Source organism: Proteus faecis, from assembly GCF_003144395.1.
Classification (GTDB): domain Bacteria; phylum Pseudomonadota; class Gammaproteobacteria; order Enterobacterales; family Enterobacteriaceae; genus Proteus; species Proteus faecis.
In genome coordinates, this window is record NZ_PENZ01000032.1 from 69734 (window position 1) to 82998 (window position 13265).

A 13265-nucleotide genomic window follows, 5' to 3' on the forward strand; every position below is an offset into this window, starting at 1 on the left:
TTATTAATAGGCGCCGTTTGAGCCACTCCAGTTGAAATTCTTAGTGACTACTTGTTTATTTCCATATACATCTAAGATTAGTTTAAATACACCATAACCTGTGTCATTAATCCTACATTCTTTATCAATAGCATATATTGATGATGTTGTCTTAAATTCATGATTATTTTCCGATGTATTATTCAAGATAAAATTATCTGGATAAATTACGTGTTGATTAATTATTCCTTGTGATAGATTCGATTGATTTAACGTTATATCATTTATTGTTGCAGTTAACGTGATTGGATAAAGTAATTTTTTATTATCACCCTTAAATTCAATTCTAGGTACTACTGTAAAGTGTACGGTGCTTGTTCCCCATGCGTCTTGGCAAGTTGGTGCTGAGCTACCACTATCTGTATATAAAAATTGAGAATTGAGATGAATTAAAAATAAATTTGCAGCCGTTTGTGCGGAAATAGATTTAACCGCAATGTTATATTCTTTAGGATAAGATTTATTATTTACATCAAAAGTGATCACTTTTAATTTCAAATTTTGTGGCTTATTAATATAAGATTCTGGTGGAGAGATAATAACAGGATCAGTTATATTGTTTTTAGGACTATAATTTTGTCTTTCCACTAATTGAATCAAATTATTCTTGTCATCATACAGTTCAAAGTTAATAGCATGAGGTGTTTTTATTGAGCTCCAATTAACAGTAAAGATATTATCTGAGATGTAAACAGGTTGCCAAGATAAATTGTTAGCATTTGAAGCAAGCATTTCTCTACCGGCAGACTGAAATTTTACTGAATCAATTGTAATATAAGGTGCAGGTTCAACCATAATATTATAACTATTATCGTTGTCATGATAATAAACATCATCTTTAATTGATAATGTGAGTGTGGCTTTTCCGACACCTAAGTGGGTGATTGCACCTTCCGGAGTTACTTCTACAACACTTGGTTTACTACTACTCCAAATGGCATTAATACCAGTAGGTAGTGTAGGAGTTGGTGCCTGAGCAGTCAATACGCCACTTGACAATGCATCAACAATTAATGTTTCATCTGAATTTTTAAAATGATAATTTATTGTGCCTTTATCTTGTGTGTAATTAATGACTATACTTGATGACTTAAATTGTTCTGTTGCTTGAGATAACACGGTAATAGGTGTATCGCCTGGTTTTATCGGTGTAATTTTTCCTTGTTCATCGACTGTTATTATAGCTTGTTTGTAATTGACAAATTGTTTAGGTGGGGGATTGTTTGTAGCATCTTTATTGCTATATAAAAGCACCACTTGTTGGGGAATATTATCATTCCAAATGGAGTTTAATTGAGTTTCTTTTGCGGCTAGCCCAATATCCGCTTTCTCAATCACCAAAGGATAACTATTTTGAGCTGGTTGATATTGATTATTACCTGATGTTTGTAGTGTGATAACCGCAGTACCTGCTTTTTTCATCGCAATGCTACCGGTCGCCGTATCAATAGAGGCAATGGTCGGATCTGAGCTAGACCACATAACGTTAATATTATTAGGTACTCCCGTATAACCTAGAGCGCTAATAGGTGCTGAAGCATAGGTTTCTTGCTGGATTTGTTTATCAAAAATAATATCAGGTTTCGGGATAGTGACTTTAATGGTTAATGGTTTTGCAATAGTTAATCCTTCCGCTTCAGCTGTTAAGATGATATCTGTTTTAACATTTGAAGTAAGATTGGTTTGATATTTACCATTTCCTAATGAATTTAGTGGGTTATCACTAAAGTTAGGCTTACCATTGGTTGTTTTTATCGAAACTTTTTTGCCATCAATAGTATTATTGTATTTATCCATTAAATTTACAGTGAGTAGAGCGCTATCTTTATTATCTCCCCCTATTGATTGACGGTTACTGCTAAAGGTTGATTTATTAGTATCAATATTCGTTGGATTTACAGTGACATCTTGAATTGACTTATGATTATTTAAATCAAGATAAGCACTCATTTTTAAGATACCAGCAACAGTACTGGTGACTTTTGTTCTAGCAATACCATTTGTATCTGTATAGGTACTAAAGTCATAGTCATTAGCTAAACCTTGTAACTTCCAAGATACAATAACATTAGGCAATATATTGTCATTAGCATCGACAATGGTTGCTTGATAATTAACACCGTTATCTCCGGCAATCATGCTTATTCTATCGACATTGACAGATTTGATTTGCCAGGTTGTTGCATCTGCACGAAGTTGTAAGGTTTTTTGTTTTTTAAAATCAACACCATTAACTTTAACACTTAATTGTGCTGTACCTGATTTAGTTCCCGTAGCTTCAATTTCATAGTGGCCCGGTGAGACTTGTTTAGCTGGGCTAAACTGAATTATCGGATTGTTAGAGATCCCCTCCACTTGCTGATCTGGCAGAATATTACCGCCTTTATCTTTAATCGTTAAAGTGAGTAATGCTTTATCTGTGCCGTTAGCGATGATTGTTGCCGGGATTAAGTTGATTTCTGAACTGTTTTCATCAACATCATCAGCGACAAAATTAACATCGGGTGCTGGGTAACTACCTGAAATTAATACGGCATTAACTTTAGCAATACCTGCCGGATTACGTGTTAATTCAACATCAGCAATACCTTTGTTGTCTGTAAATGTCAGCGGTTTAGCAAGTAAGCTATCTTTATCCGTCGTCCATGTCACACTGACGCCACTGTTAACAGGATTGTTATTTTTATCACTGATATAAGCGTGATAAACGATGGTATCGCCAGCATGAGGTTGTGTATTACTTATCACAAATTTATCAACTTTGGCTGTCTGGTTATTAGGCAGAACAGTTAATCGCGCTGTTTGTGTGAGTGTGGACGAATTAACTTTAGCACTGATTGTGGTTTGACCTGCTTTTAATGCACTAACTTGAGCTTGATAAATCCCAGTTGAGATTTCATTAAATGCAGTTGTAGTTGCGGTTAAATCAGTACTGTATTTAATGCTGATTTTGCTCGCCAGTCCGGTTAATAAATTATCGTATTTATCTTTTAACGTTAACGTAATTTGAGAGTGGCCCGTTTCAGAAATAATAGTATCAGGGATAAGTGATAATTGAGATTTATCAACAGAAATCACATCAGTATTAAAGTTAATCAGATGGTCTGCATCAAGAGATTGTTGGCTATCAAGCATCGCTGTAACTTGTGCCGTACCTGCTTGTGTACTGCTTAAGGCTATTTCTGCAATCCCATTTTTATCTGTTTTACTGATAGGTAATGAAAGTTTGCCTAGAGAAGTTAACCAACCCACAGCAATACCTTCCATACTTGGATTACCTTGTTTATCAACAATTTTTGCACGGATAACAACTTTATCTGTCCCATTTGCGGTGACATCAAAAGGCGCGATAACATTAACCGCATTAATTATGGCATTTTGCTTATCTGCGATAAAACCAAGAGGTTGAGTTAAATTAAAGGTATTACTTGCATTCGTATATTGGGCACGAATAAGACTAACACCTTCTTGTTTACCGTTGATGGTTGTTTGATAAATGCCGGTATTGATTTCTTTGAGTGCACTAAATTTAATGGTGTTGTTATCACCAGAGAGAGCGATAAATTTATTTTGTTTCGGAACTGGATTACCAAATTTATCTTTTAAGTTTATTGTACCAGTAGCAAGTGATTGACCATTGGCAATAATAGATTGAGGTTCAATCAAAAATGAACTTTGTGATGCATTGACTTGACCAGCAATAAAATGAAGATTTTTTGTGGCGCTTTGGCTATTTTCCAGTGTTGCTGTGACAGTTGTAGTTTGTGCTTCAGTTCCTTTTATTACAACTTGTACATTACCATTGTCATCAGTTTTCACCATATTCTCACTCAACACATTATGAGTTGAATGCCAGAATACAGATTGTTTTATTAATGGATTATTTTGAGCATCCGTAACATGTGCCATTAAAGTTATTGTATCGTTATTATCTGCAATCGCTTCTGTTTTGTTATTTACAGTCGTTAAGACAATATTGGCACTATTGGGATCGGCAATAGCGGTGAGTGTTACTTGTGCTTTTTCTTTATTTGAAAGAGTAGCAATAATCTCTGTTGTACCTGCTTTTTTGGTTTGAATTTTATTGGTTGTCTGCCCTTGATTGTCGGTCACACTCTTTTGTTTATCGAGTGTGGTTGAGGCACTAGATTGCCATTCGACGGTGACATTAGGTAATTTATTACCAAATTTATCTTTCACCACTGCGGTGAGTATCGCTTGTTCTTTATTGTCTGCAATTAATTCGGTTTTATTCGAAGCTAAAGTGATTAAACCTTGTTGGTTATTAGCAACAAAAGTAATAGGTAATGCATCGAGTGATTCATTACTGATACTGGCTGTAACAATAACATCAAAGGCTTGAGTACTCGTTACTGTTGTTTGAGCAATACCTTGGTTATTTGTTGTTGAAACATCATTAATCGAAACAATCTGTTGATCACGGTTCGTAGACCAAATGACTTTCGCATTCGGTAAGATGTTGTGATTTTTATCTTCAACGACAGCAGTAAACGTTACTGCTGTTTTACCATCAGCAATATAAGGGGGAGCCGATGGTGTCACTGATATAATTTTACCGTTGGATAGATCGGCAATAAATTGCGTTGTCTTTTTCGTGTCTATTTTATTAACCCGTGCTATTACGGTGGTTATGCCCGCTATTTTGCTGGTCATAGTTGTTGATGCATTACCTTCACTATCTGTCAGTAATTCAGTTTTTTTAAGTTGAGCTTGATTATCTGCAAATAATTGAATTTTGGCATTGGGAACAGGGTTGTTATTTTTATCAATGATATTGAAAGTAATTAATTTTTCATCCGTTCCATTGGCAAATGAGCTATTTGGATTAATAGTGAAAGTATTTATTTTTGCTGAATTAATATCGGCAATAAAATTAACACTAGTGGAATAGGTAATATTTTTAACACTCACATTAATGATGCTTTTACCTATATGTGTATTGGTGATTGGAACAATGATTTTACCTTCCGCATCTGTATTTGCTTGCCCAATAATCGTTGCCCCATTATCCGCAGTAAAAGAGACGGGATAGTTAGGAATTCTATTCGCATTAATATCAGTGACGATAACTTGAATTTTATTTTGGCTTTTACCATCAGCAGAAGCATTATTTTTGATTACGGTTAATCCTCCTTTTGCAATAATGGCGGAATGCGTATCAGCGACAAAAGTCACTTGTGCCTGATTAAAGGTGTTATCCCTAAATTTAGGTGTCAATGTTACAATTTCAGGTGTACTTCCTGCGGTGATGGTGACTTGATATTTCCCCGCATCAATTCTACTGAAATGTGAAACTTGGCTATTACTGGCTGGGTTATCAGATTGAATATTTAATGACAGTTCTTTTAGATTGATATCAATGGGAAGTTTATCATTATCAAGGATTGATAAAGTCAGATTTTGTGCAGAATGATTATCCGCAGGCAGTTGTGTTGTTTTTGGCGTAAATTGACTGTTTTGCGTATTAATCGCAGATTGATCAACCGTGACTTGACTCTGTACTGGATCAGAACGATTACCTTGTTCATCAATAGCAACGGCACTTATTGTGTAGCTATTTTTTTCAGATGAACCAGCAATATGACGAGGAAGAATGATTGAGTAATTAAGATTATTATTATGATTAATCTTACCTCCATTGGCGATTAAGCGACTCGCAGACCATTCAATATGTTTAACTGGGTATTTAGAGTGAACTTGCACACCTAAATCTTTTTCTTCTTTTGCGTAACCATTAATTGTTGGTGCAATAGAGAGGAATACTAAGGTTTTCTTTTTATATTCAAGAACAATGTCGTTGTTTCTATTGACAAAATCATAGCGACTTCCTGACATTAAACGTGTTGCTCGAACATTATCAGGATTAAGTTGTGAAGAGAGTGATTCTCCAAGTCGATATTGGATATTCACATCAAATTTATTATCACTATTATCGTTTAAACCAAAGCGACGTTCAGCGCCGAAGGTAATTAAAGGCACTGGCGTATAAGTAAGGCCTGCTGTATAAGCGTGAGGGTTTTCTTGACGATTATCTTTGCTAAATAATCCGACTTCTTTACCATAATATTGTTCAAAAATCAGTTTTGCACCTAATTGTGGATAAGTCGGCAGGTAGCCTTCTGTTCGAATATCCCAACCATTAGCAGGACGTTCGTTATAATCTATAACATCGTCAGAGGTACGCCAGTTAGATAGACGGTGGTAGTGATTTATACTTAATTTAAAATAGTCTCGCCATACTTCAGCACCGACACCAAAACGGCTGTGATAACGACTTAAATCGTAGTCATAAAAAGCGTTAAGACCGACCATAAATTTATCAGTAAAATGTCGGTAACCAATACCTTGGTTTAATTGGCTGCGAGAATCTTTGCGGTGATAGCTGGTTTGAGAAAAAACTAAGTTCTTTTTACTATCATAGAGTGGAATAAGAATATCTGCAGAGCTTCCTTCCAAAGTGAATTTTTTATCCGTTGAAAGTGAAACTTGAGCATGACCAAACTGATTTAGCCACTGTTCTATTTGTTGATTGGCTTTACTTGATATTTTGCTTATTGCATATTGTGTTGCATCAGTATCTTTATTTAATAAAGACGAGTTATCGACAATAATTTGTGCAAGCTCTTGCTCATTTGTCGTTGGAATAGCGGTATTTTGATTGTTATCTAACCATTTTTTTGTTGATAAAGGTTCATTAGGTATATTAAGAGTAATACCTGTTTTTATTTTTAATTTTCCAACTAAAGAAACATAATCAGGATTAGCTTCAATAAGTCTAAATAATTTTATATTGAATTTTTTCGCAATAGATTCAGGGGTATCATTAGCTTGAACCTGATAAGTGTTTTGGCTTTTTATTAAATTAATCGTTTGTTTTTCTGGATTATTTTCTTTTGCAAAAACATTAGCAGGGATCGTTGCCGAGATGGGAAATGCTAATTGAATAAAGATATTAAACCAAGCAACTTTCTTTGTGATAGAAGAAAGTTGAGGTGTTAGTCCACTTTTAAAATTTATCATTTTTAAACTCACCGTAACAAATAATGATGAGATTCTCGTATTTATAGATGTATTAGATATCAGAAAGTGAACGTCAATTAATTAATTTATAGATATATAAAAAATTGAGACCAGAAAATAAAAATGGAAAGCGAAAAGAGGACGGAATATTTTGTTATAGAAGAGCCAATAGAAAATCTATTCTATTGGCTTTTTAATTAAGGAATAAAAATTAGATATCGACAAAGAGGTCAGGATCAGGGCCTAAACGTTTTTTCTGTTCAAGAACGGTAATTTCAGCGACTTCTTCTTTTTCTAATTTAAAATCAAAAATATGGAAGTTTTCTTCAATACGAGAAGGTGTAACTGATTTTGGAATAACCACAAGCCCGCTGTCTAAATGCCAGCGCAAAACAATTTGCGCTGGGGTTTTATGGTATTTTTCAGCCAGTTTTTGAATAATGGGCTGATCAAAGACACCTTCACCACCTTGTGCTAATGGGCTCCAAGATTCCGTCACAATATTATGAGTAGTGTTCCAGGCTCTTAATGGTGCTTGTTGCATTAATGGATGAATTTCAATCTGATTAATAACAGGAGTTACACCTGTTTCTGTAATGATGCGTTCCAGATGTTCTTCTTTAAAATTACAGACACCAATGCTTTTTACTAATCCTTCTTTTTGCAGAATAATCATTTGTTTCCAAGCTTCGACATAAAGCTCTCGAGAAGGTGCTGGCCAATGCATTAAATAGAGATCGACATAATCAAGTTGTAAACGCTGGAGACTTTCTAATAAAGCACCACGGGCATGAGACTGATCGTTATTCCATAATTTCGTTGTGATAAACAGTTCATCACGAGGAACGGTGAGCTGTTTTAACGCTTTACCTACACCTTCTTCATTGTGATAAATCGCTGCTGTATCGAAAAGACGATAGCCTGTATCAAGTGCATGATGAATAGCTTTAACAACTTGATGATTATCTGCTTTCCACACACCAAGACCAAGTTGTGGGATGGTATTTCCATCAGATAATTTGATCAGTTTAGGTTTATCCATTTCTACCTCCAGAGTCGCATAAAGTACTTAGAGTGCCGCTGTATAAATACGTTGACTGACTTCTAATGTGATATCTTGATGCTCACCCAGTGCAATTTGTCCATGTTCTTCCAATTTTCGCACTAATGCGGGAATATCTTCTTCACTGATTTTGAAATCAGCCAGTCGAGTTCTAAGTCCCATTAATTCAAAGAATTTTCGAGTTTCATTAATTGCAGTTTCAATTTTAAACGCGTCAGAACCTTGGTTTATGCCCCAAACTTTTTGTGCATATTGAATTAACTTGCCGTATTTAGCTTGGCGTTTTTCATTTAATAATGCAGGTAAAACAATAGCGAGGGTTTGCGCATGATCGAGTCCGTGTAAAGCCGTGAGTTCGTGACCTAATGCATGTGTAGCCCAATCTTGAGGAACACCCACACCAAGAATACCATTTAGCGCTTGTGATGCCGTCCACATTATATTAGCACGGATATCATAGTCTGTAGGTGATGTCAGTGCTTTTGGCCCTTGATCAATCAAAATACGTAAAAGGCCTTCGGCATACTCATCTTGTACACGGGCATTCACTGGATAAGTGAGATATTGCTCTAAGATATGAATAAAAGCATCAACAACACCGTTGGCTGTTTGTCTTGGCGGTAAAGAATAAGTGGTTGTTGGATCTAAAATAGCACAATGAGGATAAATATGAGGACTGGCAAAGCTCTGTTTATCCATTGTCTGTTTTCTGCTGATAACAGAAAAACTGTTGGTTTCAGTACCCGTTGCCGGAAGTGTTAATACACAACTTAAAGGTATTGCTTTTTCAATGACTTTACCGCGACTTGTTACAATTTCCCATGGTTCGCCTTTATAAGGGATAGCGGCTGCAATAAATTTAGTACCATCAATAACGGAACCGCCACCGACGGCTAATAGATGTGTGATACCGTGATATCTGGCGTAAGAAACTGCTTTCATTAGTGTTTCATAGGAAGGATTCGGCTCAATACCGCCAAACTCATGTATTTGGTAGCCTGGCAGTGCAGTATAGATTTGTTCTAAAACACCATTGCGTTTAATACTGCCCCCACCATAAGTAAATAGAATTCTTTCATTTTTTCCGATTTCAGAACGTAGTTTTTCTATTTGCCCTTGACCAAAATGAAGGCGAGTGGGGGAGTAATAAGTAAAGTTTTGCATTTGGTATCCACCTTAATTCATTGTTCTGAATATACAGTTATGACAAATCATCAGGAAAAAGTGTTTTACTGTATCTAGATAAAATAACATGACATCAATATAACTATAAGGTTATGGAAATGAGAATGGAATGGCTTTTCTTATGACCATAACGGTTCATATTGTTATTAATTTATAAGGAGTGATATGGAAAGTCATTATTTAACATTAAACCAAGGACACTGGGATAAACAAGCAGCAATGGAAAATCAGTGGTCGAAACCTGTTAGTGATGACGATATTATCGCGGCTAAAAAGCCTTGAGGAAGTCCATTTAACGTCAAATCCCGTTAAAAATGAGTGGGTAGCGAATAGGTGCGCTTTTATAATCCCATTGTTTTTATTGCAAGATTTTATTGAAGACTTCGCTTCTTATACACGTTTTGGGGTTGATAACTATATTCCTATGTTTCTCGCATCAAAAGCGATTAAGCTTTAACGATAAACAGATTAAGACAAGAAGAGGATAGTGATAAATATAAACGGATTTTTACTAAGATATTAATAAATAAGAGATAAGATAATGAACAACAGAACGTTGCCTGTGTTAGATGATTAAAAACACCATTATAATGATTAAAATAATGGTGTTTTTTAAATTATTTATTGCTAGTGCTATTTTTACGATGGCGAATGTACATTACGACAGAGCCAATTAAACCTGCGCTTAACAATAATACTGGCAATGTCATCAGAATATTCATCACTAATGTTTCATGCTTTTGAATAAAAGGAATTAAATTCAATACATAGCCCAGTGAAACAATAATGCCTACCCATAAAAAGCCACTTAACCAGTTAAATATTTGAAAGCGGCGTTGTTGTAATTCAGATAATCCCGCCAAAGTGGGTAATAATGTTCGTACAAAACCAATAAAACGACCAATTAATAAAGCATATAAGCCTTGACGATGGAAAAGATCATTCGCTTTATGGTGATATTGCTCAGGTAATTGTGCCATCCAGCGTTTAACTACTTTTGTGTCACTGAGCCATCGGCCTTGTAAAAAGCCTAACCAACTTCCAAAACTAGCAGCAGTACCTAATACAATGATGGTTGGAAAGAAATGTAAAACATCTTTCGCAATAAGTGCACCACATAGAATAAGCAGTGTATCTCCGGGTAAAAATGCTGCGGGTAATACCCCATTTTCCAGCATAATAATAACAAAAAGAACAATATAGATAACCCACAACACATTAGGATTAGCCAGCACCATATAATCATGTTGCATTAATGCGTGAATTATCTCTTTCAATGTTTCCATTAGCGAACTCGCATTAAAAAGACTTTATGTTCGCTATTCTAACGCAAAATAAAGATAACAGTTTGATTTAATCCCTGTGGAGCCACAGGGATAGATTTTTTTTAATAAAAAATTCATTCTTTATTAAGAAATACGTAAAAATGCGTATTCGAGATCTGCAATTAGATCGTCTACATTTTCTAATCCAATATGAACACGGAATAATGTGCCTGTAAATTCTGGTTGTGTTTCATACTGGCGCATAGCTTTAATATCATTAGGTTGATAACCTAAAATTAAGGATTCGAATCCACCCCATGAAAATGCCATTTTAAATAATGAGAAATTATCTAAAAAAAGAGCAAATTCTTCAGCAGTTAGGATTTTCTTTAAACTAAAAGAGAATAGCCCGTTGCTACCTGAAAAATCACGTTGAAAATATTCATGACCTAGACAAGAAGATAAGGCTGGGTGATAAACACTATCGACTAAAGCGTGTTGTTTTAGCCAACGAGCGACTTCTAATGCGCTCTGTTCATGCTGTTTCATTCTTACGGGTAATGTTCTTAGGCCTCTAGCTGTCATATACGCAGTATCAGGATCGACACATTGTCCTAATAAATAGGCATTTTCACGTAATTGTGCCCAACAACGTTTATTAGCAACGGCAAAACCTAACATACCATCAGAGTGACCAATAATGTATTTTGTTGCTGATTGAATAGAAATATCAACACCAAGCATTAATGGTTTAAGTAATATTCCCGCCGCCCAAGTATTATCAATCATAATAATGATTTCAGGGTTATATTGGCGAACTGAATTGACTATTCCTTGCAGGTCTTGAATTTCCATCGTGATTGATCCTGGCGATTCAAGAAAAACGATTTTTGTTTCAGGACGTAGTAATTGGCTGATCGCATTGCCGATTAAAGGATCAAAATAAGTCGTTGTGACTGAGAATTTACGTAAGATCTGATCACAAAAATTTTGTGTGGGATCGTAAGCCGAACCCGTTACAAGAATATGGTCACCTTGTTCAATAAACGCGAGTATTGATTGCGTGATTGCTGCAGCACCAGAAGGAAATAATGCGCATCCTGCACCTTGTTCTAATTCAGTGAGTGCTTCTTGCAAAGCAAAGTGTGTGGTTGTGCCTCTACGACCATAAAAAAGTGCGCCTTCAGCGCGTTTTTTTGTTGCATCTCGTTTTTGCGCAACGGAATCAAAAATAACGGATGATGTTCGTTGTATAATTGGGTTTACTGCGCCTTGAGAATATTTTTTAGCTCGACCAGAAAGGAGGAGTGAGGTTTCTTGTTGTTTTAGCGTCATCCTTAATACCTTCTTTTAATTGATGGTGTGTTTACCTCAAGTTAATTCATTTTTTGGATAAGTACAAAAGAGTTGCTGGATAGTTGATAAAATTTCACGTTACGTGAAAGAACGATAATTTGTCTTAAAAATGGACAAATGGAAAAAAAATCGCCAAATAGTAATGATAATTACTATCAAAATGCTTCATGTTTGATATCATTTGAGCGTTTTCTCTTTCCTGATGGCAAACAGGATGATTGTAAGTAAACGATTTTGGGTAAGTAATGACGTAAAAATGTCATTACTGAATAAATAAATAGATAAAAAAGAGAGTAAAAGGCCAACTGATGCGTAATTTGACAGCTTCTATTCTATTGGCAATCGGTCTGACAGGCTCTGCTTTTGCGGATACGACTCCTGCCACACCAACTGAACAGCCAACAACTGCTGCCGTTTCTTCAACAGCTTCTACACCGATAACGACTACACAGACAACTGCCACTACAGCCTCAACAACGGGTAATGAAGTGAAAGCAGAAAATACTGCAAGCGCTAAGCCTGAAGGTGAAAATACAGCTGTAATAACGGCTGAGAATTCAGAGAATGCACCTTCAGCGACAGAAAACACACCATCAGAAGTACAGCCTGAAATGGTTGCTGGTGGCGGATTTGCAGAAGATTTGTCCGTCATGGGTATGTATCGTAATGCCGATTTAGTCGTTAAGAGTGTCATGATTGGCTTACTGTTAGCCTCTATTGTCACTTGGGCTCTATTTTTCGCGAAAGGAAGCTACCTGATCTCACTGCGTCGTCGCTTAAGAAATGAGACGGCTCAATTAGTTGAAGCTAAATCACTCAATGATGCATTAGCGATTAGCAAAAAATTTGGTCATAAGAGTGCAACCGCTGATTTCTTTAATGATGCGGAATTAGAGCGTACTTACTCTCAAGAAAGTAAAGTGGCATCAGGCATTAAAGAACGTGTTGAAATGCGTATGGAACGTCGCGTTGCAGCAATTATCCGTGAGTTAGGTCGCGGTAATGGTTATTTAGCTACAATCGGTGCAATCTCTCCTTTTATCGGCCTTTTTGGTACGGTTTGGGGGATTATGAATAGCTTTATTGGTATTGCACACTCTCAAACGACAAATCTTGCTGTTGTTGCGCCCGGCATTGCAGAAGCGTTATTAGCAACAGCGATTGGTCTGATTGCAGCTATTCCTGCGGTTATTATTTATAACATTTTTGCTCGTATGATCGCGGGTTATCGTGGTGAAATTGGTGATATCGCAACGGGTGTAGTGACATTAGTCAGCCGTGATTTAGATATCGAAAACAGCAAAGCAAGGTAATGA

The 13265-nt window shown here is 36.0% G+C and carries 6 protein-coding genes; 1 reads left to right on the forward strand and 5 read right to left on the reverse strand.

Annotated elements, in window-relative coordinates:
* Positions 1-3: 3 nt before the first annotated feature.
* The 5 genes from DK858_RS08955 to metC all read right to left on the reverse strand — a co-directional run bounded on the left by DK858_RS08955 (position 4) and on the right by metC (position 11928).
* Positions 4-7080 (reverse strand): Ig-like domain-containing protein, encoded by a 7077-nt coding sequence (locus DK858_RS08955; RefSeq protein ID WP_109397112.1) that lies wholly within the window; start codon positions 7078-7080, stop codon positions 4-6.
* Positions 7081-7291: 211 nt separating this feature from the next.
* Positions 7292-8122, reverse strand: a complete 831-nt coding sequence (gene dkgA / locus DK858_RS08960; protein WP_109397113.1) for a 2,5-didehydrogluconate reductase DkgA — start codon at positions 8120-8122, stop codon at positions 7292-7294.
* Between the two features lie 27 nt (positions 8123-8149).
* Positions 8150-9307 (reverse strand): iron-containing alcohol dehydrogenase, encoded by a 1158-nt coding sequence (locus DK858_RS08965; RefSeq protein WP_109397114.1) that lies wholly within the window; start codon positions 9305-9307, stop codon positions 8150-8152.
* A 638-nt stretch (positions 9308-9945) separates the two neighbouring features.
* Complete coding sequence (locus DK858_RS08975) at positions 9946-10614, reverse strand: DedA family protein (protein WP_109397115.1); 669 nt, start codon at positions 10612-10614, stop codon at positions 9946-9948.
* Positions 10615-10737: 123 nt separating this feature from the next.
* Positions 10738-11928 (reverse strand): cystathionine beta-lyase, encoded by a 1191-nt coding sequence (gene metC / locus DK858_RS08980; RefSeq protein WP_109397116.1) that lies wholly within the window; start codon positions 11926-11928, stop codon positions 10738-10740.
* A 329-nt stretch (positions 11929-12257) separates the two neighbouring features.
* Between metC and exbB the strand changes: the two genes are divergently transcribed.
* Complete coding sequence (gene exbB / locus DK858_RS08985; RefSeq protein ID WP_109397117.1) at positions 12258-13262, forward strand: tonB-system energizer ExbB; 1005 nt, start codon at positions 12258-12260, stop codon at positions 13260-13262.
* Positions 13263-13265 lie beyond the last annotated feature (3 nt).

Excerpts from the sequence above, each read along its gene's own strand:
- dkgA (WP_109397113.1), bottom strand. The coding sequence starts at position 8,122 with ATGGATAAACCTAAACTGATCAAATTATCTGATGGAAATACCATCCCA.
- DK858_RS08975 (WP_109397115.1), bottom strand. The coding sequence starts at position 10,614 with ATGGAAACATTGAAAGAGATAATTCACGCATTAATGCAACATGATTAT.
- exbB (WP_109397117.1), top strand. The coding sequence starts at position 12,258 with ATGCGTAATTTGACAGCTTCTATTCTATTGGCAATCGGTCTGACAGGC.
- DK858_RS08955 (WP_109397112.1), bottom strand. The coding sequence starts at position 7,080 with ATGATAAATTTTAAAAGTGGACTAACACCTCAACTTTCTTCTATCACA.
- DK858_RS08965 (WP_109397114.1), bottom strand. The coding sequence starts at position 9,307 with ATGCAAAACTTTACTTATTACTCCCCCACTCGCCTTCATTTTGGTCAA.
- metC (WP_109397116.1), bottom strand. The coding sequence starts at position 11,928 with ATGACGCTAAAACAACAAGAAACCTCACTCCTCCTTTCTGGTCGAGCT.